The 26,289-nt window shown below is 71.2% G+C and carries 25 protein-coding genes; 10 read left to right on the forward strand and 15 right to left on the reverse strand.

The genetic code is table 11. The features are described from left to right. Positions 1-103 precede the first annotated feature (103 nt). Positions 104-1,129 (reverse strand): ATP-dependent 6-phosphofructokinase, encoded by a 1,026-nt coding sequence (locus OG373_RS13355; protein ID WP_189972947.1) that lies wholly within the window; start codon positions 1,127-1,129, stop codon positions 104-106. A 224-nt stretch (positions 1,130-1,353) separates the two neighbouring features. On the opposite strand from OG373_RS13355, the gene pta reads away from it, so the two are divergent. The 3 genes from pta to pyk all read left to right on the forward strand — a co-directional run bounded on the left by pta (position 1,354) and on the right by pyk (position 6,192). Then, positions 1,354-3,438, forward strand: coding sequence for a phosphate acetyltransferase (gene pta, locus OG373_RS13360; RefSeq protein ID WP_405438396.1), 2,085 nt, complete (start codon positions 1,354-1,356; stop codon positions 3,436-3,438). Between the two features lie 47 nt (positions 3,439-3,485). Further along, positions 3,486-4,700 carry an acetate kinase gene (locus OG373_RS13365; RefSeq protein WP_405438398.1) on the forward strand — a complete coding sequence of 405 codons (1,215 nt, stop codon included), beginning with the start codon at positions 3,486-3,488 and terminating at the stop codon, positions 4,698-4,700. A gap of 61 nt (positions 4,701-4,761) precedes the next feature. Continuing rightward, entirely contained in the window at positions 4,762-6,192 is a 1,431-nt protein-coding gene (gene pyk / locus OG373_RS13370) for a pyruvate kinase (protein WP_397732586.1), read from the forward strand. 102 nt (positions 6,193-6,294) lie between these two features. Here pyk and OG373_RS13375 read toward each other — a convergent pair whose 3' ends face one another. The 4 genes from OG373_RS13375 to OG373_RS13390 form a co-directional block, all read right to left on the reverse strand. After that, positions 6,295-7,563: a hypothetical protein gene (locus OG373_RS13375; protein ID WP_405438401.1), complete on the reverse strand. Its 1,269-nt coding sequence runs from the start codon at positions 7,561-7,563 to the stop codon at positions 6,295-6,297. Then, positions 7,553-8,128 carry a DUF6114 domain-containing protein gene (locus OG373_RS13380; protein ID WP_405438403.1) on the reverse strand — a complete coding sequence of 192 codons (576 nt, stop codon included), beginning with the start codon at positions 8,126-8,128 and terminating at the stop codon, positions 7,553-7,555. The genes OG373_RS13375 and OG373_RS13380 overlap by 11 nt, the downstream gene beginning before the upstream one ends. 107 nt (positions 8,129-8,235) lie before the next feature. Then, on the reverse strand, positions 8,236-8,877 hold the full coding sequence (locus tag OG373_RS13385; RefSeq protein WP_189972941.1) for a DUF6230 family protein: 642 nt from the start codon (positions 8,875-8,877) through the stop codon (positions 8,236-8,238). A 628-nt stretch (positions 8,878-9,505) separates the two neighbouring features. Continuing rightward, positions 9,506-10,510: a tetratricopeptide repeat protein gene (locus OG373_RS13390; protein WP_405438405.1), complete on the reverse strand. Its 1,005-nt coding sequence runs from the start codon at positions 10,508-10,510 to the stop codon at positions 9,506-9,508. Between the two features lie 250 nt (positions 10,511-10,760). On the opposite strand from OG373_RS13390, the gene OG373_RS13395 reads away from it, so the two are divergent. Then, complete coding sequence (locus OG373_RS13395; RefSeq protein ID WP_397732594.1) at positions 10,761-11,384, forward strand: TetR/AcrR family transcriptional regulator; 624 nt, start codon at positions 10,761-10,763, stop codon at positions 11,382-11,384. A gap of 85 nt (positions 11,385-11,469) precedes the next feature. Here OG373_RS13395 and OG373_RS13400 read toward each other — a convergent pair whose 3' ends face one another. From OG373_RS13400 to OG373_RS13415, 4 genes are all read right to left on the reverse strand, one after another. Beyond that, positions 11,470-13,170, reverse strand: a complete 1,701-nt coding sequence (locus OG373_RS13400; protein ID WP_405438406.1) for a methylmalonyl-CoA mutase — start codon at positions 13,168-13,170, stop codon at positions 11,470-11,472. A gap of 98 nt (positions 13,171-13,268) precedes the next feature. Next, the gene (locus OG373_RS13405; protein ID WP_030386901.1) at positions 13,269-13,598 is read right to left on the reverse strand and encodes a DUF3817 domain-containing protein; all 330 of its coding nucleotides are present in this window, start codon (positions 13,596-13,598) and stop codon (positions 13,269-13,271) included. A 66-nt stretch (positions 13,599-13,664) separates the two neighbouring features. Then, positions 13,665-14,171 (reverse strand): MarR family winged helix-turn-helix transcriptional regulator, encoded by a 507-nt coding sequence (locus OG373_RS13410; RefSeq protein ID WP_397732598.1) that lies wholly within the window; start codon positions 14,169-14,171, stop codon positions 13,665-13,667. Positions 14,172-14,192: 21 nt separating this feature from the next. Then, positions 14,193-15,449, reverse strand: coding sequence for an MFS transporter (locus tag OG373_RS13415; protein WP_405438409.1), 1,257 nt, complete (start codon positions 15,447-15,449; stop codon positions 14,193-14,195). Between the two features lie 99 nt (positions 15,450-15,548). Here OG373_RS13415 and OG373_RS13420 point away from each other — a divergent pair, with 99 nt between their 5' ends. From OG373_RS13420 to OG373_RS13430, 3 genes are all read left to right on the forward strand, one after another. Further along, a complete protein-coding gene (locus tag OG373_RS13420; RefSeq protein ID WP_405438410.1) occupies positions 15,549-16,544 on the forward strand; it encodes a DUF5937 family protein in 996 nt (331 codons plus the stop codon). Positions 16,545-16,671: 127 nt separating this feature from the next. Beyond that, on the forward strand, positions 16,672-17,712 hold the full coding sequence (locus tag OG373_RS13425) for a glycoside hydrolase family 6 protein (RefSeq protein ID WP_405438412.1): 1,041 nt from the start codon (positions 16,672-16,674) through the stop codon (positions 17,710-17,712). 239 nt (positions 17,713-17,951) lie between these two features. Then, a complete protein-coding gene (locus tag OG373_RS13430) occupies positions 17,952-18,536 on the forward strand; it encodes an RICIN domain-containing protein (RefSeq protein ID WP_405438414.1) in 585 nt (194 codons plus the stop codon). Between the two features lie 123 nt (positions 18,537-18,659). Here the strand turns inward: OG373_RS13430 and OG373_RS13435 are convergent, their stop codons facing one another. From OG373_RS13435 to OG373_RS13460, 6 genes are all read right to left on the reverse strand, one after another. Beyond that, positions 18,660-20,942 (reverse strand): galactose oxidase-like domain-containing protein, encoded by a 2,283-nt coding sequence (locus tag OG373_RS13435; RefSeq protein ID WP_405438416.1) that lies wholly within the window; start codon positions 20,940-20,942, stop codon positions 18,660-18,662. 161 nt (positions 20,943-21,103) lie between these two features. Continuing rightward, positions 21,104-21,733: a TetR/AcrR family transcriptional regulator gene (locus OG373_RS13440; RefSeq protein ID WP_405438418.1), complete on the reverse strand. Its 630-nt coding sequence runs from the start codon at positions 21,731-21,733 to the stop codon at positions 21,104-21,106. After that, complete coding sequence (locus OG373_RS13445; RefSeq protein ID WP_405438420.1) at positions 21,730-22,419, reverse strand: DUF4166 domain-containing protein; 690 nt, start codon at positions 22,417-22,419, stop codon at positions 21,730-21,732. Before OG373_RS13445 ends, OG373_RS13440 begins: the two co-directional genes overlap by 4 nt. Continuing rightward, the gene (locus tag OG373_RS13450; protein WP_405444039.1) at positions 22,416-23,114 is read right to left on the reverse strand and encodes a hypothetical protein; all 699 of its coding nucleotides are present in this window, start codon (positions 23,112-23,114) and stop codon (positions 22,416-22,418) included. Before OG373_RS13450 ends, OG373_RS13445 begins: the two co-directional genes overlap by 4 nt. A 171-nt stretch (positions 23,115-23,285) precedes the next feature. Then, positions 23,286-23,582: an MTH1187 family thiamine-binding protein gene (locus OG373_RS13455; RefSeq protein WP_030386909.1), complete on the reverse strand. Its 297-nt coding sequence runs from the start codon at positions 23,580-23,582 to the stop codon at positions 23,286-23,288. Then, the gene (locus OG373_RS13460) at positions 23,579-23,926 is read right to left on the reverse strand and encodes a DUF3817 domain-containing protein (RefSeq protein ID WP_398561764.1); all 348 of its coding nucleotides are present in this window, start codon (positions 23,924-23,926) and stop codon (positions 23,579-23,581) included. Before OG373_RS13460 ends, OG373_RS13455 begins: the two co-directional genes overlap by 4 nt. 197 nt (positions 23,927-24,123) lie before the next feature. Here OG373_RS13460 and OG373_RS13465 point away from each other — a divergent pair, with 197 nt between their 5' ends. From OG373_RS13465 to OG373_RS13475, 3 genes are read left to right on the forward strand one after another with little or no spacing between them, the layout of a single operon-like run. Then, positions 24,124-24,762, forward strand: a complete 639-nt coding sequence (locus OG373_RS13465; RefSeq protein ID WP_403628283.1) for an AIM24 family protein — start codon at positions 24,124-24,126, stop codon at positions 24,760-24,762. Further along, the gene (locus OG373_RS13470) at positions 24,762-25,412 is read left to right on the forward strand and encodes an AIM24 family protein (protein ID WP_405438422.1); all 651 of its coding nucleotides are present in this window, start codon (positions 24,762-24,764) and stop codon (positions 25,410-25,412) included. The genes OG373_RS13465 and OG373_RS13470 overlap by 1 nt, the downstream gene beginning before the upstream one ends. Positions 25,413-25,423: 11 nt before the next feature. Next, a complete protein-coding gene (locus OG373_RS13475; RefSeq protein ID WP_405444041.1) occupies positions 25,424-26,227 on the forward strand; it encodes an AIM24 family protein in 804 nt (267 codons plus the stop codon). Positions 26,228-26,289: the final 62 nt, after the last annotated feature.

Here is a 26,289-nt window from a genome sequence, read left to right on the forward strand (position 1 = left end):
CCCGGCCGGGATCCCCCGTCCCCGCACGACGCCGACCGGCGCGGAGCCGCTCGCTTCGGGCCGCTCCGTGCGGGGCCGCCCGGTTCGGCGGCCCGCGGGGCGTCTAGAAGACCGACTCCGCCTCGTACATGCGCTCCTCGGGGACCGTCTTCAGTGCGGTGACCGCCTCGGCGAGCGGGGCCATCACGATGTCGGTGCCGCGCAGGGCGGTCATGTTGCCGAATTCGCCGCGATGGACGGCCTCCACGGCGTGCCAGCCGAAGCGGGTCGCGAGCACCCGGTCGTAGGCGGTGGGGGTGCCACCGCGCTGGACGTGGCCGAGGATGACGGGGCGGGCCTCCTTGCCGAGGCGGTGCTCCAGCTCGATCGCGAGGCGGTTGCCGATGCCGGCGAAGCGCTCGTGACCGTACTGGTCGATCGCGCCCTTCTCGTAGGGCATGGAGCCCTCGGCCGGGTGCGCGCCCTCGGCAACGCAGATCACGGCGAACTTCTTGCCGCGGGCGAACCGTTCCTCGACCATCTTCACGAGCGCGTCCACCTCGAACCGGCGTTCCGGCAGGCAGATTCCGTGCGCGCCGCCGGCCATGCCGGACTCCAGGGCGATCCAGCCGGCGTGGCGGCCCATGACCTCGACGACCATCACGCGCTGGTGCGATTCGGCGGTGGTCTTGAGACGGTCGATCGCCTCGGTGGCGACCATGACGGCGGTGTCGAAGCCGAAGGTGCGGTCGGTGGAGGAGATGTCGTTGTCGATGGTCTTCGGTACGCCGACGACCGGCATCCCGGCGTCCGACAGCATCCGGGAGGCGGTCAGGGTGCCCTCGCCGCCGATCGGGATGAGGGCGTCGATGCCGTAGCGCTCCGCCAGCTCCTGCGCGTTCTCGGCGGCTTCGTGGAGACGTGCGCGCTCCATGCGTGCCGAACCGAGAATCGTTCCGCCGCGGGCGAGGATGCCGCTGACGGCATTGATGTCGAGGGGGCGGAAGTTGCCGTCGAGGAGGCCCTTGAAGCCGTCCTCGAAACCGATGACCTCGTCACCGTGCCCGACCACGGCACGGTGTACGACCGACCGGATGACAGCGTTGAGGCCCGGACAGTCGCCGCCTGCGGTGAGAACTCCGATACGCATCGTGCTGTGTCTCCTGCCGTACATATGAAGGGCGTAATGATGAAGCCTGTCCGATTGTTCCACGGGCCCGGGGTACCGCGCGTTTTCGGCTGCTCCGCCCGGAAGGTCTTTCGACCCTCCCGGCCAGACCTTTTTCCGGGGGGCGCCCTACCCATTGACAGAGGTATTGTCAAGAGGTCGAGCCAGACCAAAAAGACATCCACAGCATGGGACGGAGAGCCGGCGTGACGCGCAGCGTGTACGTGACCGGGATCGAGCGGGGGGACGGCCGGCAGGTCGTCGAGCTGGGGATCATGGAGCTGCTGACCCGGCAGACGGGCCGGGTCGGCGTCTACCGTCCGCTCCTGCACGACTCACCGGACCGGCTCTTCGACCTCCTCAAGGCCCGCTACCGGATCGAGCAGGACGCCTCGACGGCCTACGGGATGTCGTACCGGGAGGCCTCGGCGATCCAGGCCGAGAAGGGCACCGACGAACTCGTCTCCGAGCTGGTCGACCGCTACCACCGGGTGGCCCGCGACTACGAGGTCATGCTCGTCCTCGGCACCGACTACGCCGACACCAACCTCCCCGACGAGCTGGCGCTCAACGCCCGCCTCGCCAACGAGCTCGGCGCGGTCGTCGTGCCCGTCGTGGGCGGCACCAGGCACCAGGCCGAGGCCGTCCGCGCCGAGGCCCGCAACGCCTACCGCGCCTACGAGACCCTGGGCTGCCACGTCGTCGCCATGGTCGTGAACCGGGTGGCCGCGGAGGACCGCGACGTCATAGCCGAGCGGCTGGCCGCCCGGCTCCCCGTGCCCTGCTACGTGCTGCCGGACGACAAGTCGCTCTCCGCCCCGACCGTCGCCCAGATCACCCGGGACCTCGGCGGTGAGGTGCTCCTCGGCGACGAGGCCGGGCTGGCCCGCGACGCCCTGGACTTCGTCTTCGGCGGTGCGATGCTGCCGAACTTCCTGAACGCCCTGACCCCCGGCTGCCTGGTCGTGACCCCGGGAGACCGCTCCGACCTGGTGATAGGCGCCCTGGCCGCGCACGCCTCGGGGACCCCGCCGATCGCCGGTGTGCTGCTCACCCTGAACGAGCGCCCGGGCCGGGACATCCTGGCACTGGCCTCGAAGCTGGCGCCGGGCACGCCCGTGGTGTCGGTGGCCGGCAACAGCTTCCCGACCGCCGCCGAACTCTTCTCGCTGCAGAGCCGGTTGAACTCGGCGACCCCGCGCAAGCTGGAGACCGCGCTCGGCCTGTTCGAGCGGCACGTGGACACCGGGGAGCTGCGCGGTCTGCTGTCGGTGGCCCGTTCGGAGCGGGTCACCCCGATGATGTTCGAGCACGAGCTGCTGGAGCGGGCCCGCTCGGAGCGCCGCCGCGTCGTGCTGCCCGAGGGCACCGAGGAGCGGGTGCTGCGCGCTGCGGACGTGGTGCTGCGCCGAGGGGTCTGCGACCTGACCCTGCTGGGCGAGGAGCAGGCGATCCTGAAGAAGGCCGGCGACCTCGGCATCGACATCTCGGGCGCACAGCTCATCGACCCTGCGACCTCCCCGATGCGGGAGGGTTTCGCCGAGTACTACGCCCAGGTCCGCGCCCACAGGGGGATGACGGTGGAGCTGGCCCACGACGTGGTCACCGATGTCAACTACTTCGGCACCCTGATGGTCCAGCGCGGCCTGGCGGACGGCATGGTCTCCGGTTCGGTGCACTCCACCGCGGCGACCATCCGCCCGGCCTTCGAGATCATCAAGACGAAGCCGGAGGCGTCCATCGTCTCCTCGGTCTTCTTCATGTGCCTGGCCGACCGGGTCCTCGTCTACGGCGACTGCGCGGTCAATCCGGACCCGAACGCCGAGCAGCTCGCCGACATCGCCGTCCAGTCGGCCGCCACCGCGGCCGCCTTCGGCGTCGAGCCGCGGATCGCGATGCTCTCGTACTCGACCGGGACCTCCGGCAGCGGTGCGGACGTCGACAAGGTCCGCAAGGCCACCGAGCTGATCCGCGAGCAGCGCCCCGACCTGGCCGTCGAGGGGCCGATCCAGTACGACGCGGCCGTGGAGCCCTCGGTCGCCGCGACCAAGCTGCCCGGGTCCGCGGTGGCCGGCCGCGCGACGGTGCTGGTCTTCCCCGACCTCAACACGGGCAACAACACCTACAAGGCCGTGCAGCGTTCGGCGGGCGCCGTCGCGGTCGGCCCGGTGCTCCAGGGTCTGCGCAAGCCGGTCAACGACCTCTCGCGCGGCGCGCTCGTCCAGGACATCGTCACCACCGTGGCCATCACCGCGATCCAGGCGCAGGGCGCGCCGGCGCCCACCGTCTGACCCCTGCCACTCCCCCTCACCACCCGCGACAAGGAAAGACCTCCACCGTGACCGCATCGCGCGTACTCGTCCTCAACTCCGGCTCCTCGTCGGTCAAGTACCGGCTCCTCGACATGGCGGACCGCTCCCGGCTGGCGTCCGGCCTGGTGGAGCGCATCGGCGAGGAGACCTCCCGGCTGGTGCACGAGCCGCTCACCGGTCCCGGCGCCGTGGGCGGACGGCGGGAGCAGGTCGGCCCGATCGCGGACCACGGGGCGGCACTGAAGGCCGTGGCCGCGGAGCTCGCCGCCGACGGGATGGGGCTGGACTCCCCCGAACTGGCCGCGGTGGGCCACCGGGTGGTGCACGGCGGGACGCGCTTCACCCGGCCGACCGTGATCGACGACGAGGTACTGGCGGAGATCCGGAGCCTGATCCCGCTGGCTCCGCTGCACAACCCGGCGAACGTGACGGGCATCGAGGTGGCGCGGGCCCTGCGCGCGGACATCCCGCAGGTCGCCGTCTTCGACACGGCCTTCCACTCGACGATGCCGGAGTACGTGGCGCGGTACGCGATCGACGCCGCGACCGCCGACGCGTACTCCATCCGGCGGTACGGCTTCCACGGCACCTCCCACGCGTACGTCTCCCGGGCGACGGCCGAGCTGCTGGGCCGACCGGTGGAGGACGTGAACGTGATCGTGCTGCACCTGGGCAACGGCGCCTCCGCCTCGGCCGTGCGGGGCGGGGTGTGCGTGGAGACGTCCATGGGCCTGACCCCGCTGGAGGGGCTGGTCATGGGGACCCGTTCGGGCGATGTCGATCCGGCGGTCGTCTTCCATCTGGCGCGGGTGGGCGGCTTCTCGGTGGATGAGATCGATTCGCTCCTGAACAAGAAGAGCGGTCTGCTGGGCATGTGCGGCGACAACGACATGCGCGAGGTGCTCCGGCGGGCGGGCGAGGGCGACGAGGCGGCGAGCCTCGCCTTCGCCGCGTACGTCCACCGTCTGAAGAAGTACATCGGGGCCTACTCGGCCGTGCTGGGACGGGTGGACGCGGTGACCTTCACGGCCGGGGTCGGCGAGAACGCCCACCAGGTCCGCGCGGCCGCACTGGACGGTCTGGCCGAGCTGGGCCTGGCGCTGGACCCGGAGGCCAATGCCGTGCGCTCCGGCGAGCCGCGGCTGGTCTCGGCGGATCACGCCCGGGTGGCGGTGGCGGTGGTCCCGACGGATGAGGAACTGGAGATCGCCACCCAGGCGTATGCGCTGGTTACCCGTTAGTCACTTGGACTTTCCACCAGACGGAATATTCCGCTACGAAACAAACCGATAGGATCCAGTCATGCGCCGTTCCAAAATTGTCTGCACGCTGGGCCCCGCCGTCGACTCGTATGAGCAGCTGAAAGCGCTCATCGAGGCAGGTATGAATGTGGCCCGATTCAACTTCAGCCACGGGTCCCAGGCAGAACACCAGGAGCGGTACGACCGCGTCCGGCAGGTCTCCGAAGACACCGGGCGCGCCGTCGGCGTCCTCGCCGACCTCCAGGGCCCGAAGATCCGTCTCGAGACCTTCGCCGAGGGTCCCGTCGAGCTGGTGCGCGGTGACGAGTTCACCATCACCACCGAGGACGTCCCGGGCGACAAGTCCATCTGCGGCACCACCTACAAGGGCCTCCCGGGCGACGTCACCAAGGGCGACCAGATCCTGATCAACGACGGCAACGTCGAGCTCCGCGTCACGGAGGTCGAGGGCCCGCGGGTTAGGACCATCGTCATCGAGGGCGGTGTCATCTCGGACCACAAGGGCATCAACCTGCCGGGTGCCGCCGTGAACGTCCCCGCCCTGTCGGAGAAGGACGTCGACGACCTCCGGTTCGCCCTGCGGATGGGCTGCGACATGGTCGCCCTGTCCTTCGTCCGCGACGCCAACGACGTCAAGGACGTCCACAAGGTGATGGACGAGGAGGGCCGCCGGGTCCCCGTCATCGCCAAGGTCGAGAAGCCGCAGGCCGTGGAGAACATGGCGGCCGTGGTCGACGCCTTCGACGCGGTCATGGTGGCCCGTGGTGACCTGGCCGTCGAGTACCCGCTCGAAAAGGTCCCGATGGTCCAGAAGCGGCTCATCGAGATGTGCCGCCGCAACGCCAAGCCGGTGATCGTCGCGACCCAGATGATGGAGTCGATGATCACCAACTCCCGCCCGACGCGCGCGGAGGCGTCCGACGTCGCCAACGCGATCCTCGACGGCGCGGACGCGGTCATGCTGTCCGCCGAGTCCTCGGTCGGCGCCTACCCGATCGAGACCGTCAAGACGATGTCGAAGATCGTCACGGCGGCCGAGGAGGAGCTCCTCTCCAAGGGCCTCCAGCCGCTGGTGCCGGGCAAGAAGCCCCGTACCCAGGGTGGCTCCGTCGCCCGCGCGGCGTGCGAGATCGCGGACTTCCTCGACGGCCAGGCGCTCATCGCCTTCACCCAGTCCGGGGACACCGCCCGCCGCCTGTCGCGCTACCGCGTCACCCAGCCGATCCTGGCGTTCACCACCGACGTCAACACCCGCAACCAGCTCACGCTGAGCTGGGGCGTCGAGTCCTACATCGTCCCGCACGTGGACACCACCGACGCGATGGTCGACCTGGTGGACGGCGAGCTGCTCAAGCTGAACCGCTACAACCAGGGCGACACCATGGTCATCACCGCCGGCTCGCCCCCCGGTGTCCCCGGCACCACCAACATGGTCCGGGTCCACCACCTGGGCGGCGACACCCGCGACTGACGTCGCCCGCCGCACCGACTCTGCCGCACAGAGGCCGAGGGCGGCACCCCGCAGTGATGCGGGGTGCCGCCCTCGGCGTTTTCGCGTGCGCCCGGTACGGGACTACTCCGGCGGGCCGATGTAGTTCTTCAGGCCCGGGACCGTCAGGGTGCCGCCGAACTGGCCGGCCTGAACCACCTTGACGTCCGTGAAGAAGGCGAACGGGACGTTCAGGGGCGGCGGGCTGTTCGGGGTGAACTCGATCGGGATCAGACCGAAGAGGTTCCCCTTGAGGCTCTCGGTGTACATCGTCACCGTGCCGCCGCGGATCTTGGACGTGGAGCCCGGACGGGACTTGAGGTGGGCGACGTTCCCGCCCTTGCCGACCGTCTGGTACAGGTCCTTGATGTCGAGCGAGTCCGCCGTGAACTTCAGGACCTTCTTGACCTTGCCGCTGCCCGTCTTCACCTCGACGATGCCGTGGTAGTCCAGGCCGTAAAGGGTCAGCAGGGAGCTGTCGAGGTACCAGGGCTCGTCCGGCAGGAGCGGGACGCCCTGCTCCAGCTCGGCATCGGCCAGCGCCTTGGCGTCGTAGGTCGGGCACGGGAAGGGCTGCTTCCCGTCCGGGTCCTTCGTCTCCTCGTCCTTGGCCTTGTCCTCGCCCTCGGGCTTGTCCTCGTCCTCGCCGGTCTCGTCCTTCGGGGTCTTCTCGGTCTTCTTGACCTCGTCGGACAGGTCCTTGACCTCGACGCCGGCCTTCTTCGCCGCGTCGCGGATCGCGTCCGCGGCCGGGTCGGGAGTCGGGGTCGCCTTGGGGGTCGTGGACGGCGTGGGAGTCGGGGTCGCCTGCTCCCGCGCGTCCTTGAGGGGCCTGCCGAGTTCGTCGACGAGATCCTTGAGCGCGTCGCCGACGCCCAGCGGGTCCAGCGGGTTCGTGGACTTGGGCTGGTCCGGCGACGGGGTGGGGGCCGGGGCCGTCTCGTTCGTCGCCGGCGGCTTGGTCGCCGACGGGGAAGTGCTCGGCTTCGCCTTGTCCTTCGTGGACGCCGACGCGGAGGGTGAGGGCGTCGCGCTGGGCGACGTACTCGGCGACGGGGTCTTCGAGGGCGTGGGGGACGGGGACTTCGACTCGGTCTCCGCGGGTTCGTCGGACCGCGTCACACACGGGCCGGGCGCGAAGGGGATCTCCTTGTCGTCGGCCACGGCCAGCTTCGGCGCCATGCCCATCCCGACGAACACGGCCGTCGGCATCGCCGCGAGCGCCATCGTCTTGCCGACGGGTATCTGGATCTTGTTCAGCAGCGACTTCCTGGGTGCCGCGTGCCGCGGCCCCTTCACTACACGGGACTCTGCGCCTGGGGCCACGCCCCGCTGCGTCTCGTCACCCCGCACTGTTCCTCCCGCCATCGGCGTGGGCAGTCGTCTCGCTCGCGTGTGCCGTTTCCGTCCCACGGGGACCAGGAATGCCCTGGATTCCCTGGACGCCCATGTCCGCCGTCGCCTCCGCCTTGGTCAGGCCGACCACGCCCGGCGGCTGCTCCACCGCCGGCTGCCCCGGCGCCCAGGCCAGGGCGAGTGCGCCGCCGACCATGGAGAGGGTGAAGCCGATGAAGAAGCCACCGAGGTTGGAGACCGGGATCGAGACCAGGGCGAGCAGGATCGCGGCCACGCCGGCGAAGACGCGGATGGTCTCCTGGAACCAGAGGGCCAGTCCCAGCGTGATCAGCAGTACACCGATGATCAGCGCACCGGCGCCGCCGGTGGTGGCCATCGCAAGACTGACGTTGCCCAGCCGGAGGTCCGCGTAGGGGAAGTATGCGATCGGGAAGCCACCGAGGAGCGTGAACAACCCGGCCCAGAAGGGACGGCGGCCGCTCCATGCATGGAAGTGGTAATACACCACGGTGGGCCAGGCGTCGTCTTCTGCGCGAACGTAAACCGGGGCCTGGGGGTTCATGGACAACAGCTCCCTGGAAACGGTGGTACGGAGAAATCTGTGGAGCCCGGACGGGCGGGGGACGACGGCTGCCGCCACCCGCCCGGCCGGTCGGACACGGGGACCGATCAGTCCTTGATGTCCTGGTAGCAGGGCTGGTCGCCACCGAGGAGGCGCAGCTTCAGGTTGGGCAGCTTGAAGGTGCCCGCCGTGGTCGCCCACGCCTTCTGCTTCACGTTCGTCAGGACGGCCCGGTCGGCGCGCTGCGAGAACGCGTACGGGCTGGCGACCGTACCGGCCTGCGGCTTGGTCTTGTGGCTCGGGTCGCCGACCGCGACACCGATGTCCAGGTTGGTGAACTCGGCGTCGGTGTCGAGCTCGGCCACATCCAGGTAGATGTTGCTGGCCTCGGCCGGGGTGCCCTTGTGACCGGTCTTCAGCTGGAGCGTGATGTTGCCCAGCGGAGTCGGGGTGACCAGGGACTGGCACATGTTGGTGATCTTGGCGTTGCTGAACCCGGAGATGGTGACCGGGTGGTGCTGGGCGTTGCCCTTGAGGTCGTGCCCCTCGGCGATACCGCCGTACTGGATGAGGTTTTCACCGTCGAGCTTGTCGGCCGAGACCTTGAAGTCCTGGCCGGAGACGCTGAAAGACGCCGCGAGGGCACCCTGCGCCAGTCCCACACCGACCGCGGCCGTGGCCGCGATGCTCGGCACCATGACGAGCGCGAAGCGCTTCCATCTGGTCCCGCCACGAACCTGAGAACTCATTTCGTTCCTCCTTCTCGGACGTACATCTCCGGTCCGGGCCGTGCCCGTCCTGGGATGGGAGAAGTGCTACGTCCTCGGGAAGGAGCGCAGGCGGCCGGGCCGCGGCTGTGCCACGTCCGATACACCGGCGATCACCCCCGAGCGACAACCACTGGGCCACGCGTTCGCGCAACCTGGAGGACAGGCCCCGCCGGTGTGGCAGAGACCCCCCTGTCCCACGGCCGGTGCCACTGCCACAGGCCGGCTCGGTGGGGACCCTCCACCGCGGCTCCGAGTGAGCGGCTCTGCGGGAAGGACCGAGCGTCGCCGATCGTGGTCCATTCCAGGCCGGGGCACAAGGGGGTTCGTTACTGGCGGGTAACGGCCAGATAACCTGAGTACGACCCCCCGCCGTCGGGCAGCAACACAGGGTGTCACCCAGGGCCACGACAGAACGGTGGATTGCCGAACACACCGGACAGTTCACGGGGTTCGATTTACTGCGAGTAACAGCGGCCGCGATTACCAAGTTTTGGCAAAGCGCGGCCGCTGTTTATCTACGTGTCAACAAATCGCCGGTGGCCCGGCGGTGTACGGCAGACCCGCCGCGGCAGGCTCGGAGCGGCCCCGGAGCCGGGTCCGGGCCGGCCTAGAAGAGCACCCGCGCGAGCGCCGTACGCGCCGCCGACACCCGCGGATCGTCCGCGCCGATGACCTCGAACAGCTCCAGCAGCCGCAGCCGCACCGCGTCCCGGTCCTCACCGAACGTGACCCGGACGGTGTCCACCAGGCGCCCGAAGGCGTCCTCCACGTGACCGCCGACCAGGTCGAGGTCGGCCGCGGCGATCTGCGCCGCCGGGTCCCGCGGGTTCTCGGCGGCCGTGGTGCGCACCGCCTGCGGGTTCATGTGCTGGACCCGGGCGAGGAGCTCGGCCTGGGCCAGGCCCAGCTTGGCCTCGGTGTTGCCCGGGTCGTCCGCCAGTACGTTCTTGTAGGCCTGGACCGCGCCGCCCAGGTCACCGGCGTCGAGCGCGACGACGGCCGCCTCCAGCAGGGCGTCGTACGGGCCGGCCGGGATGTCGTCCGCGGCCGGGGCGGCCGGGGCGGCTCCCTCCGCGTTCGGGTCCACCTCGATGCCGATGATCCCGAAGCGCTCCTCGGCGACCTGGACCAGCTGGGCGAGGGTGTCGCGGATCTGCTCCTCGGGGGCCACGCCCTGGAACAGCGGCAGCACCTGACCGGCGACCACGGCGAAGACGGCCGGGATGCCCTGGATCTGGAACTGCTGCATGAGCATCTGGTTGGCGTCGACGTCGACCTTGGCGAGCACGAGGCGACCGTTCGCCTCGGTGATCAGACGTTCCAGCAGGGGGCTGAGCTGCTTGCACGGCTGGCACCACTCGGCCCAGAAGTCCAGGACGACCGGAACCTCTGCGGAGAGCTGGAGCACATCGCTTTCGAAGCCGGCCTCGTCTACGTCGATGACGAGCGCGGACGGCGGCACCGCACCGGCGGACGGACCCGCCCCGCCGGCCTGACCGGCCTGGCGTGCCGCTTCGGCGCGGGCCTGCTCGGCCTTGGCCTTGGCCTCGCCGGCCGCCTTCACCGCGGCGAGGTCGACGACGCCGCTCATGGACATGTTTCTGGGCTGCATGCGTACATCCTCCCCCGTGTGTGCGCACCGACGAAAAAGATCGCGCGAATTGGCCGTGCCGCCGTACCGTCGCGATCGTGATGACCGGTCGGCGCCGGGTCCCCACCTGGCGCCCGTAGCTCTTCGCGTGGTTGTCGCTCTTACGCTACGAGCCGTAGCGTAACTCCCCCGGAGGCCGCGCGCTCCCCTTCCCGCCCCGTGATCTGAACCACAGCGGCCGCTTCGGCTACCGGCGGGTATGGTCTCGGCCATGCGCAACCCCAGCCCCGGCCGCACCGGTCGTCCCCGCAGTGCCGCCGCGGACGCCGCGATCCTCGCCGCGACCCGGGACGCGCTGGTCGAGCTGGGCTGGTCGAAGCTGACCATGGGGGACGTGTCCGCCCGTGCGGGGGTCGCCAAGACCACCCTCTACCGGCGCTGGGCGGGCAAGAACGAGCTGGTCGTGGACGCGGTGGCGGAGCTCTTCGACGCCCTGGAACTCCCGGACCGCGGCTCCCTGGAAGCGGACATCGAGTACGTGGTCCTGCAGTTCGCGGAACTGCTGCGGCGCCCCGAGGCCCGTACCGCCCTGATGGCGGTCGTCGCCGAGTCCACTCGGGACGAGGCCCTGCGTGACCGGATCCGGTCGGCGATCGTGGACCGGCAGAAACGTCTCGTCGTGCTGGGTCGCGAGCGGGCCCAGGAGCGTGGGGAACTCCCGTACGAGGAGGACGAGTCCCTCGCGGGCCGCACCACGGACCTGATCTTCGACGTGATCGCCGGCACGGTGGTGCACCGCGCCCTGGTGAGCTCCGAGCCGGTGGACGAGCTCTGGGTGGCCACCTTCACGGCGCTGCTGATGCACGGCCTGCGGGGCCCGGGCGCCGCGCTCTGACGCAGCCCCCGGTCCGGGGAACGCGGAAGGCCGGTCATCGCGCCGCCCGCACGGGCGCCATGACCGGCCGTCGCACTCCGCGGGATCAGAAGCCGGGCGGCTCGGTGTAGGTGCCCCACTCGTCGCGCAGGACGTTGCAGATCTCGCCCATCGTGGCCTCGGCCCGCACCGCGTCCAGCATGGCCGGGATCATGTTCGACCCGTCCCGCGCGGCGTCCAGCATCGCCTTCAGCGCCGCGTCGACCGTGGCGTCGTCGCGCCGGGCCTTGCGGGCTACGAGCTCCCGTACCTGGACGGTCTCGACCTCGTGGCTCACCCGGAGGATCTCCAGGTCGCCGGTGACCGACCCGTGGTGCACGTTGACGCCGACGACGCGCTTGTCACCCTTCTCCAGGGACCGCTGGTACTGGAAGGCCGACTCGGCGATCTCCCCGGTGAACCAGCCGTCCTCGATGCCGCGCAGGATGCCCGAGGTGATCGGCCCGATGGGGTGCTGCCCGTCCGGGTGGGCGCGCAGGCCGCGCTCCTTGATCTGGTCGAAGATCTTCTCGGCCTCGGCCTCGATGCGGTCGGTGAGCTGCTCCACGAACCAGGAACCGCCCAGCGGGTCCGCCACGTTGGCGACGCCGGTCTCCTCCATCAGCACCTGCTGCGTGCGCAGGGCGATCTCGGCCGCCTGCTCGCTCGGCAGGGCGAGGGTCTCGTCCAGGGCGTTGGTGTGCAGGGAGTTCGTGCCGCCGAGCACGGCCGCGAGGGCCTCCACGGCGGTGCGCACGACGTTGTTGTACGGCTGCTGCGCGGTCAGCGAGACACCGGCGGTCTGGGTGTGGAAGCGCAGCCACATGGACTTGTCGCTCTTCGCCCCGTAGACCTCCTTCATCCAGCGGGCCCAGATCCGGCGCGCGGCGCGGAACTTGGCGATCTCCTCGAAGAAGTCGAGGTGCGCGTCGAAGAAGAAGGAGAGGCCGGGCGCGAAGGCGTCGACGTCCATCCCGCGCGAGAGTCCCAGCTCCACGTAGCCGAAGCCGTCGGCGAGGGTGTACGCGAGCTCCTGCGCGGCCGTGGCTCCGGCCTCGCGGATGTGGTAGCCGGAGACGGACAGCGGCTTGTAGGCCGGGATGCCCTTCGTGCAGTACTCCATGAGGTCGCCGATGAGGCGCAGGTGCGGCTCGGGTTCGAAGAGCCACTCCTTCTGGGCGATGTACTCCTTGAAGATGTCCGTCTGGAGCGTGCCGTTGAGGACGGCGGGGTCCACGCCCTGCCGCTCGGCGGCGACCAGGTACATGCAGAAGGCGGGCACGGCGGGGCCCGAGATCGTCATCGAGGTCGTGACGTCGCCGAGCGGGATGTCCTTGAAGAGGACCTCCATGTCGGCGGCGGAGTCGATGGCGACCCCGCAGTGCCCCACCTCTCCGAGCGAGCGGGGGTCGTCGGAGTCGCGCCCCATGAGGGTCGGCATGTCGAAGGCCACGGAGAGCCCGCCGCCGCCGGCGGCCAGGATCATCTTGTAGCGCTCGTTGGTCTGCTCGGCGTTGCCGAAGCCGGCGAACTGCCGGATGGTCCAGGTCCGCCCTCGGTAGCCGGTGGCGTGGAGCCCTCGGGTGTACGGGTACTCACCCGGCCACCCGATGCGCTCGAATCCCTCGTACGCGTCGCCGGGCCGGGGCCCGTAGACCGGTTCGACCTCGTCGCCGGAGAGCGTGGTGAAGTCTGCCTCGCGCTTGCGGGCCTTGTCATAACGGGCCTGCCAGCGACGGCGGCCTTCCTCGATGGCGTCAGCGTCCATACCCATGAATTTACTAGGACGTCCTAGTAAATGTCGATGGCAAACCCCCGGGGACTCGTCCCGGGGGTGGGTGACGCTCGCCTCGTACGGGGCGCCGATCAGGCCTTGGCGGTCGCGAGCGAGTCGTTGACCAGCGGCTCGACCTCGGCGCGGACCTTGCGCTCGACGAAGAAGGCGGCCAGCGGAATCGTTCCGCTGATCATGACCCAGAGCATCTTGCCGAAGGGCCACCTGGCCTTGGAGCTCAGGTCGAGGGCAAAGGCGAGGTAGATCATGAAGAGCACACCGTGGGCCTGCGAGACCACGAAGGTCAGGTCGGCGCCGGTGTCGAAGCCGTACTTCGCCACCATGCAGGCACAGAGGATCAGGAGCATGACCGCGGTCACGTAGGCCATGGCGCGGTAGCGGGTCAGCACGCTTCGTTTCATGCCGACGAGCCTAGCCGTCCGTTTTGCTCGATCTTGACGCGCCCCCGGAGGCCGGGACCCGGTCCCCTACTCCTCGAAGTCCGCCGCGGCCACCCGCAGCGGGCGCAGCAGCGCGAAGATCTCCCCGCACTCCTCGGCGTCGTACGCGCCGAGGCCGAAGTCGACCTCCATCAGGTCCTTCGTCGCGGCCTCGACGACCTCGCGGCCCTTCTCCGTGATGGAGGCGAGGGTGCCGCGGCCGTCGTTCGGGTTGGGCCGCTTGGCGACCAGTCCGGACTTCACCAGCCGGTCCACGGTGTTGGTCACCGACGTCGGGTGGACCATCAGCCGCTCGCCTATCTTCGACATCGGCAGTTCGCCGGCCTTGGAGAAGGTGAGCAGCACCAGCGCCTCGTAGCGGGCGAAGGTCAGCCCGTACGGCTTGACGACCGCGTCGACCTCGCCGAGCAGGATCTGGTGCGCGCGCATGATCGAGGTGATCGCGGCCATCGAGGGCACGGGTCCCCAGCGCTGCTGCCAGAGCTCGTCGGCGCGGGCGATGGGGTCGAAGGGAAGGCTGAGCGGCTTGGGCACGCCTGTGACCCTACCGGGAGGTCACTTCGCGGCGGGGGCCGTCTCACCCCTCAGTCGGTCCTCCTGCCGGACGGCGGACCGGAGTTCGGCCAGGAGCAGCAGGACGACCCCGGTGCCGAGGATCCCGGATCCGGTGACCACCCCGTGCACCGGGAGGAATTCGGCGGCGAGGCCGGCCAGTGCCATGCCGACTCCCTGGAGGGTCATCAGACCGGTGCTGAGCAGGGTCATCGCCCGCCCGCGCAGCTCCTCGGGCACGGCGTCGACGTACCACTGGTCCAGGCCGAGGGTGTAGGCGTGGGCCAGCCCGGCGAGCAGCAGCGCGAGGAGGACCACGGTCACGCCCGGCCGGACGGCGAAGAGCAGCAGCGGCAGCAGACCGGCGGCGGCGAGCGGGACCACGATCCGCGAGCGCGTCCGGGCGCTGAGGGCCGAGCCGGCCCAGAGTTCCCCGGCGATGGTGCCGACGGGCATGGCGCACATCATCAGGCCGAGGGCGGCGGTGCCGGCGCCGATGCCGTCCGCGTACGGGGCGAGCAGCGCCTCGGGCACCACGAGGAAGACGGGCGGCAGCCAGAAGAGCAGCATCAGCGCGCGCAGCCGCCGCCGGCCGAGGACGGCGCGCAGTCCGGCGAGCGGGGAGGTACGGGCGCCGCCGCGGGCGGGACGGCTGCGGGTGCCCAGCCGGAGCAGGAGCGCGGAGCCGAGGAATCCGGCGGCGGTGAGGGCGATGGCACCGCGCGGCGCGAGCACGGTGAGCAGCAGCCCGCCGAGGCCGAAGCCGATGAGCTGGGCGCTCTGGGCCACCATGCGCAGCAGCGAGCGGCCCAGGACGAAGGTGTCGCCGACTCCCAGGATGTCGGAGAGGGAGGCGTTGCGCGTGCCCTGGAACAGCGGGGCCACGAAGGCCATCGCGCAGCGCAGGGCGAGGAGCACGGCGACCGGCGTGCCCGGCAGCACCATGGCCGCCGCGCAGAGCGCGCAGACGAGGTCGCACGCGACGAGGACCCGGCGGGCGGGGTGGCGGTCGGCGATCCCGGCGAGCAGGGTGCCGCCGAGGACGTACGGGAGGAAGCCGAGGGCGAAGGCGAGCGCGCTCATCAGGGGCGAACCGGTGGCGCGGTAGACGAGGACGGACAGCGAGATCTCGGCGACGACCACGCCGAACACGGACAGCAGATGGGCGGCGAAGACGGGCCGGAACTCCCGGACCCGGAACACGGAGCGGTAGCCCGGTGGCGGTGTGGACCGCCCGGGCGCCTGGGTGTCGGCTGGCATGGACCCAGCGTTCCGGGCCCGCACCCGGCGCCCCAGAGATTCGCCTGTGGCCGAATGTTGGGGCAGAGTCCCCTGGACAGGGGAAGGGGAGGCGCCGGGATGGGACTGCACCACTACTTCGGGCACGAGGACCTGCTGCGGTGCCGCTTCGCGCTGTCGCCCGCGTGGGAGACGCAGGAGGCCGTCCGCACCCTGAACCGCCCGGACCGGCAGGGCTACCACCTGCCCTGGCTGCGACGGATCCGCGCCGCGGCCGACGGTCTGGACCTGCGGCCGCTGTGGCTGCTGATGCCGAACCGGGGGCACAGTACGGACTTCATCAGCCCGCCGCCGAGCGGACCGGGGGTCTCCTTCGAGGAGGAGCTCGCACTGATCCGCGCGGCCGATCCGGCCGCGGCGCGCGAGGACATGCGCAAGTCACTGGCCTGTACGCCGGGCGCCCTCGACAGCGACCTGGGCCGGGCCCTGCTCGCCGACCCGGCGCGGGCCGTGCGCGAGCTGGCCGATCTGCTGGAGCGGGCCTGGAGCGTCCTGATCGAGCCGCACTGGCCGCGGCTGCGGGCCCTGCTGGAGGCGGACGTCCTCTTCCACTCGCGCCGGCTCGCCGACGGCGGGCTCCAGTCGCTCTTCGACGGTCTGCACCCGGACCTCTCCTGGGACGCCGCCTCCCTCACCCTGACCATCGAGCGGCCCAGTCACCACGAGCGCGTCCTGGGCGGCCGGGGGCTGCTGCTGATGCCGAGCGCCTTCGTCTGGCCGCAGATCGCGGGCGGTTTCGACCCGCCCTGGCAGCCGACCGTCGTCTACCCGGCCCGCGGCATCGGCGCCCTGTGGACGCCGGTCGGGGAGAACACCCCGGCCGCGCTCGCCCGCCTGCTGGGCCGGGTCCGGGCCGATGTGCTGTGCGCGCTGGAGGAACCGGCCTCCACCACGGCACTGGCCCACCGGCTCGGTCTGGCCCCGTCCACGGTCTCGGCCCACCTGGGGGTCCTGCGCGCGGCGGGGCTGCTCATCTCGGCCCGCCACGGCCATCAGGTCCGCTACGAGCGCACGCCGCTGGCGATCGCGCTCACCACGGGCGACGCCGCCGGCTGAACCGCCCCGCGGGGGCTGCCCGACCGCCCCCGCCGCCCGGTGTCGCACAGCCACGCCCAGTGCCTGACATGTCAACATATCCCGGTATCTCGCTCCGCTGCCCGACCCTTCGTCCCGAGGAAGCCGGATGCCCCCCGCCGCTCGCAGGCCGCGTTCCACCGCCCCCGCCCCCGTCCTCGGCCTCCTCCTGCTCCTCGCGGCGGCGCCCGCGTGCAGCGGGGCGTCCGCGCCCGGGCCGGGGATCCCCGCCGCCACGCCCCGGGCCCCCTCCCCCGTCGCGGCGGCCGAGGAGTCCCCGTTCTGGGTGGACCCGCACAGCGACGCCGCCCGGCAGGTCGCCGCATGGGAGGCGGCGGGCCGCAACAGCGACGCCCAGGTGCTGCGCAGGATCGCGGACCGTCCGCTCGCCCTGTGGATCCCCGGCGGCGACCCGGGCCCCGAGATCCGCCGGGCCAGGGCCGGGGCCGACGCCACCGGGCGGACCCTGCTGCTCGCCGCGTACAACATCCCGTACCGGGACTGCGGCCAGCACTCGGCCGGCGGCGCCCGGGACGCCCGGGCCTACCGCAGCTGGATCGGCGCCTTCGCCGACAACATCAAGGACACCAGGGCCGTCGTCGTCCTGGAGCCGGACGCCGTCGCGCACATCATCGACGGCTGCACCCGGCCGGAGCACCACGCCGAGCGCTACCGGCTGCTCTCCGAGGCCGTCGACCGGCTGAAGAAGAACCGGAACACCAAGGTCTACCTGGACGCGGGCAACCCGGCCTGGATCCCCGACCCGACGGACCTCGTCGAACCCCTCTTCAAGGCGGGTCTCGCCCGCGCCGACGGCTTCGCCCTCAACGTCTCCAACTTCCAGTCCGACGCGGCGGCCCGGGCCTACGGCGCCAGGATCTCCAAGGGCACCAACGGCAAGCACTTCGTCATCGACACCAGCCGCAACGGCGACGGCCCGCTGCCCGGCGACCGCAACCAGGCCTGGTGCAATCCGCCCGGCCGCGCCCTCGGGGCGCCGCCGACCGACCGGACGGACGACCCGCTCGTGGACGCGTACCTCTGGGTCAAGCGGCCCGGCGAGTCCGACGGCACCTGCCGCGGCGGCCCGGCGGCCGGTACCTGGTGGCCCGACTACGCCCTGGGGCTGGCGCGCCGCGCGAGGGAATGACGCGGAACCGGCCATTCCCACCCATCGGGAGCGGGCGCCCGCCGGGTCCGCCCCGCCTCGGGGGCTCCCGGCCCCTGGGCCGACCGCGCGACCACCTCGGCCGCCTTCCCGGCGGCTCCCGGCGGCTCCCGGTCGCTCCCCACGCACTCCCGGCCGTTTTCCGGACCCCCGGGGAGCCCTGCTGTGGACGGTCGCATGCCCCCGGTGTTCGCTGGGCCGCGGACACCGGGGGGCGAGACATGGGGAAGGCAGGCCGTCCACAGGGGGAGTCGAAGGGGGCGACGGACGAGGCGAACGCGCTCGCCCGGTTCCTGCGGACGATGACCGACTCGCTGACGGTCCGTGAGCTGGCCGAGCGCTACGGCGGCGGCAAGACCCTGTGGGGCGAGTACCGCTGCGGCGCACGGATCATCCCGCTCGGGCGGCTCAACACGGTCGTACGGGACCGCGTACGCGACCCGCGCGGGCGCGGGGCGATGCTGGAGGGCCCGCCCGCGCTGCCGGACGGGCTGTTCCGGCTCACCAACACGGGCAGCAGGATGTGCCTGTCCGCCGACCGCGGCAGCACCGTGCCCTCGGGAGGACTCGTACAGACCGGCTGCGGGGCGAACTCCGACCAGTTCTGGAAGCTCACCGCCGAGGCCACCGGCCCCGAGGGGACCGTCTACGCACTCCGCAACCTGCACAGCGGGCTGTGCCTGTCGGTCGACGCCGCCCGCACCGCGGACGACGCGCTCGTCACCCAGTACCTGTGCGGGGACGAGAGCGGCCTCTTCCCCGACCGGTTCTGGGCCTTCCGCTACAACGCCCCGCACCGGGCCTGACACCTGGTCAACCGCAACAGCGGCAAGTGCGTATCGGTCCGCCCGGACGGCGGGAACGACGACCAGGCCCTGCAGGCGCCCTGCACCGCCGAGTCCCGGGTCCTCTGGCGGACGTAGGGACTCCTACGGTGCGGCCGGCTGCCCCGGGGCCCCCACCTTGAGCCACTTCGCCACCGAGGGCGTCCCCTCCGCGTCGGTCACGAACAGCATGTACCAGCCCGGCGGCACCAGCGTCGGGTCCCGCGGCACCTCGACCGTGACCGAGTGGTCCGTCCGGGTCAGCCCGAGCTCGATCGAGCGCTGCTCGACGTCCGTGGTGTGCGTGACCGCGCTCGGCCGCATCAGGCGGGCCCGCTCGATCCGCTCCGGGTGCGCCGCGGCGAAGGTGGCCCGCCCGTGCGCGTCGGGCTCCTCGGGCCCGGCGCCCAGGGCGGGCCGCAGGGCCGGGTCCCGGTGGAGGTAGGGCGGCGTGTACACCTCCAGCCGGTGCTCGAACCTGCCGAGCCGGGTGTTGTCCTTGTCGGCGAAGAGCGGGTCCGAACCGAAGGTGGCCACCCGTCCGTCGGGCAGCAGCAGCGCCTCCGAGTGGTAGTTGCGGCCCACGGTCGGATCGGCGGCGGCCACGAAGGAGTCGGTGCGCGGGTGGTAGAACTGCGCCTTGCGGATGTCGCTGGCGCCCCGGCCGCGGTAGTCGGCGGAGCCGCCCGTGGTGAAGACCGAGTCGTCCGGGAGCAGCACGCTGCTCAGGTAGCGGGTGGCGCGGGGCAGCCGCGCGGAGGACCGGAAGACCGGGTTCTCCTCCTTCAGGTCCACGATCGCGGTGCGGCTGGAAGCGAGCCTGGACTCGCCCACTCCGCCGCCGCCGAGGACCATCACCTTCTGGTCCTGGGCGGGCGGCAGCAGGAGCGAGGAGGAGGTCTCCATCCGGTCCGGCTCCGCGAGCCCGCCCACCTTCGTGAACTCGTTGGTCCGCAGGTCCCACACGCCCGGCTCGCGCCCCTTGTTCTTCGGGCCGTAGCCCGCGTTGGAGCCGGTGTAGAGGAGTTTGCCGCCCTGCGTCAGGAAGAGCGCGGGATACGTCGGGAAGTAGTGGAAGGGACCCTTCGACCACTTCTTCGTCCGCGGGTCGTAGTACTCGTTGTCGCCGGGCACCACGTCGCCCACGTCGTTGAGCCCGGAGACCGCGAGCACCCGCCCGTCCTCCAGGGTCACGAGCGTCGGGTACCAGCGGGCGTCGCTCATCGGGTCGACGGGGAGGTACTTCTCCGTCCTCGGGTCGAACTCGTACGCCGACTTGATGCCTTGGAAGTCCTGTTTGTCGGCGCTCAGCCGCTCCGCGAGCCCGTAGACGTTGTCGGCGTCCTTGCCCGTGAGGCCGAGCACCTCGTACTGCGCGGCCTCCGTCGTCAGCCCCTCGGCGCCGGTCTTCACCGCCTCGACGAAGACCCTCGACTCGGCGGCGACCACCGTGGTCCGCCAGGGCACGACCTGCCCGCCGCGCCCGTAGGTGATCTCGAACTTCTTCCTCGCCCGCGGCACGACCACGTCGAACTTCGCCTCGTACTCCACCCCGGACGGGGACCGGAACCGGGTGCCCTTGCGCAGCTTGAAGGACTTGTCCGGGTTCTCGTTCTTGACCCGCATCCGCCCGCCCGCCCGGGTGACCTTGCCGCGGAGGACCTCGTACCGGGCGGTGCCGCCCGCCACCAGCAGCCGCCCGTCGGGCAGCTGGCTGTGCCCCGCGCAGAAGAAGTCCTCGGGCGTCGGGATCTTCTTGAAGCTGTTGTCCTTCTTGGTCCTCGCCCGGTGGGCGCCCTTGGACGTGTTCCACTCGGGCACGCCCTTGCGGGTGAAGTGCCGTACGCCGAGCTCCGCGCACAGCGCCCTGGCCTCGGGGTCGTCGCCCTCGTCCAGCAGCCAGACGTCCAGCGGTCCGTCGTGCCGGATGCGGCGGGCGCCCCGGAGGGTGGCCCGCACCATGGCGAGCGGTTCCTTGCCGGGGACGTAGGTCGTCAGGAACGCGACGCGGGTGCCGGGCTCGGCCGGTACCGGAACGGGGTTGCGGGCGACCATGGTGGCGTGGGCCACCGACACCACGTTGACCAGGGTGAACAGCATGATCAGCGCGATGGAGCAGAGCATCACGGCGTCGCAGACGACCAGCCAGCGGGCGGCGCCCTCCCGGACGGTCCAGTGGGTGGGCCAGACGAGGTAGAGGAGCAGTCCGGCCGCGGCCACCGGGGCGAGCGTCATGAGGGCGACGGCCCGTATTCGGGTACGGACCTCCTCGCGCGAGAGCAGCGAGCGGTACGCCACGTGGTGGACGCCGTCGGGGCCGGGCGCCGGCTGCGCGAACGGACCGGCGAGGCGGCTGTGCGTCTCGTAGTCGAAACCTTCCGGCGCCACGGTCCCTCCCGGTGCTCCAACCCGAGGCTGATATCCCTACGAAAGGTGACGGGCCGGGGTGTGTCGAACGGGGATCGGCCGACCGGGCGGTCCTGCGCGGGTCCGGGTCCGCAGGGCCGTACGGGTGATCCCCGCGCCGGATCCCGGCGGCGCGGGCCGGGTCAGCGGGTGCCGCGCCGCAGGCCGTGCCGGACCACGCGCTGGCTCAGGGAGCCGAGGCCCTCCAGCACAGCGGCCAGCCCGGCGAGCTGTTCCAGCGCGTCGAGCGCGCTGCCGGCGCCCTGCGGGTCCACCCCCTCGTACAGCTCGATGCCGATGAAGGAGGCGGCCGTGGCCCGGGCCAGCCCCGCCGGGTCGGCGTACCCGGCCAGCGGGGTCGCCGCCAGCAGCCGGGTGAGGACGTCCTCCAGCTCCCCGATCCACAGCCCGAGCCCGTCGGCGGTGGCGGCGGCGAGGACGGGCGAGCTCTGCCCGGCGGCCAGCAGCTGCCCGAGCAGGGCCACGTTCCCGGCGGCCCGTTCCTCCGCGTGCATGGAGCGGGCGAACTCCAGCAGTTCGGCGAGGCTGTTCAGGGCGGCGAGCCGTTCGCGGTAGCGGGCCACCCGCTGCTCGGCGCCGAACCGGCAGGCCGCGGCGAGCAGCTCGTCCACGGAACCGAAGTGGTAGAAGATCAGGCCCTGGCCCACCCCGGCGGTGGCCGCGATGGTGCGGGCGGAGGTCTTGGCGACGCCCTGCTCGGCCACGGTGCGCAGGGCCCCCTCGAGGAGCTTCTCCCTGGTGGCGGCGCTCATGCCCGGACCTCCTCGCGGACGGGACGCAGGTCGCCGCAGAGTCCCGTCGCCCACCGGTCGCGGGCGTCGACGTACTCCGCGGTGAAGGAGCCCTCGTAGCCGAAGAGGGGTCCGAAGCGACGGTTGACCACGCGGACCCGGATCCGGAAGCGGCCGGTGGCCTCGTCGAAGGACTCGCGGACCTCGGCGTCGCCGCCGATGAGGTCGGGGACGCGGACGTCGACGGGGCCCTCGCGGAAGCGGTGTTCACCGGAGCGGATGAGCAGCGAACCGTCGGGCTCGGCGCTCATGTGCAGGTCGCTGGCGAGGTGCTGGTGGGTGCCGAGGTAGTCGAGTACGCAGTCGCGCTCGGGGCTGTGGACCATCGTGGCGTCGAAGCGGTGGGGTCCGCCGGGCAGCCGGAAGGTCCGTACGAAGGTGACGGTCTCGCGCCCGAAGGAGTCGAGGTAGGGGAGGTTCTCGATGACGAAGGGGACGTCGCGGCCCTCGCGCGGCACCAGGATGTTCCGCAGGCCGCCGAGCCGGAGGAAGGGCTTCACATAGCCCGGGCCGTGCCATATCCGCTCCATGGTGCCGCGGCCGATGCAGCCCTCGCCGCTCGTCAGCCCGACCGAGAAGCGGCGCTGGATCTGCGGGTGCAGACGGTCGAAGTCGGCCCCCATGTGGGTGCGGAAGATGGAGGTCATGACGGCTCCAGGGTGCTGAGCAGGCGGGGTGCGCGGGCGGGGGTGCGGCCGGGCGGGGTGCGCAGGCAGCGGCGGGCGGCCGGGGTGCCGGGCAGCGGGGGCAGCAGTACGGCGGCGGCCAGGACGAACAGGGCGGCCACCGGCGGCGCGTACAGCAGGGCGGCCGTGCAGAGCAGTGCGCGCAGGGCGCTCTCCCCGACGGCGCGGGCGAGGGCGCGGCCCGGGGTGGTCCCGCGCTCGCACCACAGCCGCAGCCGGTCGAAGGACCAGGCGGTGGCCCAGCCCATGAGCGGGCGGAACACCAGCCGGTCGGCGAGGGCGCCGAAGCGGCCCCAGCGCGGGCGGTAGTCGTAGCCGGTGAGGAAGCGGATCCCGTCGGGGCCGGGGACGTAGCACCAGTACCCGCTGCCCTCGGCGAGCAGCGACAGCGGGTGCTCCGAGGCGAACCGCAGGGCGGAGACCCGGGTCCCGTCGGCTCGGTGGCGTTCCCCGGCGGAGATCCCGGTTCCGTCGACGGAGAGGAACGGCAGCACGCGGGTCGCGTACCGGAACCGCTGGGGTTCGCCCTCGGCGCGCGGGAGGTAGCCGATGGAGGTGAACCGCAGGTCCCACCGCTGGTGCTGCGCCGGGTCCTGGCTGCGTTCCCAGAGCTCGTCCATGCCGGCCCGGATCCGCGTCTCGACGTACAGGCCCATCTCCACCCCCCGCTTCCCGTGTTGAGCGATCGCTCAAACGGCACCCTAGGAGAAGTTGAGCGATCGCTCAAGTCCCCTCCGGCCGGGCTTCGGGCATGCGAAAGCGCCCCCGGCCGGGCGGCCGGGGGCGCTTTCGCAAAAACCGGTGGAACGGGAGCCGGTGAGGGGGCCTCAGCCCTCGGCGAGGTGCCGCTCGACCGTCTCGACCTTCGAGGTGATCCCGTCGTGGACCCCGGGGCGGATGTCGGCCTTCAGGATGAAGGAGACGCGCGGCGCCCGCTCCTCGACGGCCGCCACCGCACGCCGGACCACGTCCATGACCTCGTCCCAAGGTCCTTCGACCGTGGTGAACATGGCGTCGGTGCGGTTCGGCAGCCCGGACTCGCGGACCACCCGGACCGCGTCGGCCACGTACTCGCCGACCTCTTCGCCGACCCCCAGCGGGGTCACCGAGAACGCGACGATCATGCCTGGGCCGCCTCGCGCGCGACGCGGGCCGCCACCACGCTGTCCGCCTCTTCCCGCTTGAGCAGCTTGTCGCCGTACAGGCCGCCCAGGGGCACCACGGAGAGGACGAAGAAGAACAGGACCTTCTTGAACGGCCACTTCGCCTTGTACCAGACGTCCAGCAGCAGCACCCCGTAGACCATGAACAGGATCGCGTGCAGGAAACCCAGCGGCATCAGCAGGTAGTCGATGTCCGAGACCCGGCTCAGCAGAGAACCGAAGATCAGCAGGGCCGGGAACGACAGCGCCTCGGGAACGGAGACGAGGCGAAGCCGGTGCAGGGCGGAGGCGGTCTTGATGTCCACGTGGAACCTTCGGGGTGGAGGCCAGGGTCCCTCCCAGTGTCTCAGCCGCTTTACGGGATCTTGACCCGACCCCTCCCCCGTCGGCGCCCCCGGCGGGGGCCGACACCGCGACGACATCGCCCCCTTATCTCCCGGGTGTGGCATATATCGGCCACAGGGCCCTGTTCCGGGTCGCCCGCTGCCGATAACGTCTTCCCGTGGCTCAGTTCCGACTCCAAGGCAGCAAGGTGCTGGCCGTCGACCTGACCGGGGATGCCGTGAAAGCGAAGAACGGCTCCATGGTCGCGTACGACGGGCAGATGGCCTTCAAGAAGATGACCGGCGGTGGCGAAGGCCTCCGCGGCATGGTGACCCGCCGGCTGACCGGCGAACAGATGACGGTGATGGAGGTGCAGGGGCACGGCACGTGCTTCTTCGCCGACCGCGCAAGTGAGATCAATCTGGTCAACCTGCAGGGCGAGAAGCTCTACGTCGAGTCCAGCAACCTGCTGTGCACCGACGCCGGTCTGCGCACCGGCACCACCTTCACCGGCCTGCGCGGCGCGACGACGGGCAACGGCCTGTTCACCACGACCGTCGAGGGATCGGGCCAGGCCGCGATCATGTCCGACGGCCCGGCCGTGGTGCTGCGCGTGAGCGCCCAGTACCCGCTCTCCGTCGACCCCGGCGCGTACATCGCGCACACGGGCAACCTCCAGCAGTCCTTCCAGTCCGGTGTGAACTTCCGCACACTCATCGGCGAGGGCTCCGGCGAGGCGTTCCAGATCCGCTTCGAGGGCGAGGGCCTGGTCTACGTGCAGCCCAGCGAGCGCAACACCGTCGGGGGCGACATCTGATGCCGTTCCGCGAGATCAACTCGAAGATGGTCGAGGCCCAGGTCGTCCCGGGGCAGAAGATGTACAGCCAGCGCGGCGCGATGCTCGCGTACCGCGGCGAGGTCTCCTTCACCCCGAGCCTGACGGGCGGTCAGGGCGGGGTCATGGGCATGATCGGGCGCCGGGTGGCGAACGAGCAGACCCCGCTGATGGCGGTCGAGGGCAGCGGCACCGTGATGTTCGGCCACGGCGGTCACCACATCCAGGTCATCAACCTGTCCGGCGAGACCCTCTACGTCGAGGCCGACCGGCTGCTCGCCTTCGACGGCACCCTCCAGCAGGGCACGATGTTCATGGGCTCCCAGGGCGGGGTCATGGGCATGGTCCGCGGTCAGGTGACCGGTCAGGGCCTCTTCACCACCACCCTCAAGGGCCACGGATCCGTCGCCGTGATGGCCCACGGCGGGGTCATCGAGCTGCCGATCACCCCCCAGCGCCCGATCCACGTGGACCCGCAGGCGTACGTCGCCCACCACGGCGACGTACGCAACAAGCTCTCCACCGCCCTCGGCTGGCGGGACATGGTGGGCCGCGGCTCGGGCGAGGCGTTCCAGCTGGAGCTGTCCGGCCAGGGCGCGGTGTACGTACAGGCCTCCGAGGAGAAGCTGTGAATTTTGGCCCTGTGACCGGCGGACCGGGCGGCCCGACGGTCCACGACCCGTACACGCTGCCCTCCGACGACAACGTGAACGCATACACCTTCTGCGTGGAGCTCAAGGGGAGCCAGTGGTTCCTGCAGAAGGGCAAGATGATCTCGTACTACGGGCACATCGAGTTCAACGGCATCGGCAACGGACGCTTCGACCGCCTGCTGCGCACCAGCTTCCACTCGCCGCTGCACGCCAGTGACTGGGTGGTGGCCGAGGGCTCGGGCAAGATGCTGCTGGCCGACCGGGCCTTCGACGTGAACTCGTACGACCTGGACAAAGGCAACCTGACGATCCGTTCGGGCAACCTGCTCGCGTACCAGCCCTCGCTCGCCCTGAAGCAGTCGATCGTGCCGGGTTTCCTGACCCTGATCGGAACCGGGAAGTTCGTGGCGGCGTCCAACGGACCGGTGGTGTTCATGGAGCCGCCGCTGCGCGTGGACCCGCAGGCGCTGGTCGGCTGGGCGGACTGCCCCTCGCCGTGCCACCACTACGACCACGGCTACATGACGGGCGTGATGGGCGGACTGCGCTCGCTGACCGGCATCGGGGGCAGCTCGGGCGAGGAGCACCAGTTCGAGTTCGTCGGTGCCGGCACGGTGCTGCTGCAGTCGTCGGAGATGCTGATGGCGGAGCAGGCGATCGGCGCGGTCGGCGCCAATGCGGCCACGGGCAACGCACAGGGCGTTCCGGGGGCCGGTCAGGGCCCGATGGGGCAGCTGGGCGTGCCGCGGATGCCGGGACAGCTGGGTGATCTCCAGCGCCGACTCGGACTGTGATCCACCAGACCTCGGATTTTTGTACGTAATTCAACTTTTTAGGTAGAGTTCATTCATGGAGA

Origin of the sequence: Streptomyces avidinii (assembly GCF_045161815.1) — a bacterium.
Lineage (GTDB): Bacteria > Actinomycetota > Actinomycetes > Streptomycetales > Streptomycetaceae > Streptomyces > Streptomyces avidinii.

Coding starts and splice junctions, on each gene's coding strand:
- OG373_RS13355 (WP_189972947.1), bottom strand. CDS start 1,129: ATGCGTATCGGAGTTCTCACCGCAGGCGGCGACTGTCCGGGCCTCAAC.
- pyk (WP_397732586.1), top strand. CDS start 4,762: ATGCGCCGTTCCAAAATTGTCTGCACGCTGGGCCCCGCCGTCGACTCG.
- OG373_RS13380 (WP_405438403.1), bottom strand. CDS start 8,128: ATGAACCCCCAGGCCCCGGTTTACGTTCGCGCAGAAGACGACGCCTGG.
- OG373_RS13385 (WP_189972941.1), bottom strand. CDS start 8,877: ATGAGTTCTCAGGTTCGTGGCGGGACCAGATGGAAGCGCTTCGCGCTC.
- OG373_RS13390 (WP_405438405.1), bottom strand. CDS start 10,510: ATGCAGCCCAGAAACATGTCCATGAGCGGCGTCGTCGACCTCGCCGCG.
- OG373_RS13395 (WP_397732594.1), top strand. CDS start 10,761: ATGCGCAACCCCAGCCCCGGCCGCACCGGTCGTCCCCGCAGTGCCGCC.
- OG373_RS13400 (WP_405438406.1), bottom strand. CDS start 13,170: ATGGACGCTGACGCCATCGAGGAAGGCCGCCGTCGCTGGCAGGCCCGT.
- OG373_RS13405 (WP_030386901.1), bottom strand. CDS start 13,598: ATGAAACGAAGCGTGCTGACCCGCTACCGCGCCATGGCCTACGTGACC.
- OG373_RS13415 (WP_405438409.1), bottom strand. CDS start 15,449: ATGCCAGCCGACACCCAGGCGCCCGGGCGGTCCACACCGCCACCGGGC.
- OG373_RS13420 (WP_405438410.1), top strand. CDS start 15,549: ATGGGACTGCACCACTACTTCGGGCACGAGGACCTGCTGCGGTGCCGC.
- OG373_RS13425 (WP_405438412.1), top strand. CDS start 16,672: ATGCCCCCCGCCGCTCGCAGGCCGCGTTCCACCGCCCCCGCCCCCGTC.
- OG373_RS13430 (WP_405438414.1), top strand. CDS start 17,952: ATGGGGAAGGCAGGCCGTCCACAGGGGGAGTCGAAGGGGGCGACGGAC.
- OG373_RS13440 (WP_405438418.1), bottom strand. CDS start 21,733: ATGAGCGCCGCCACCAGGGAGAAGCTCCTCGAGGGGGCCCTGCGCACC.
- OG373_RS13445 (WP_405438420.1), bottom strand. CDS start 22,419: ATGACCTCCATCTTCCGCACCCACATGGGGGCCGACTTCGACCGTCTG.
- OG373_RS13450 (WP_405444039.1), bottom strand. CDS start 23,114: ATGGGCCTGTACGTCGAGACGCGGATCCGGGCCGGCATGGACGAGCTC.
- OG373_RS13455 (WP_030386909.1), bottom strand. CDS start 23,582: ATGATCGTCGCGTTCTCGGTGACCCCGCTGGGGGTCGGCGAAGAGGTC.
- OG373_RS13470 (WP_405438422.1), top strand. CDS start 24,762: ATGCCGTTCCGCGAGATCAACTCGAAGATGGTCGAGGCCCAGGTCGTC.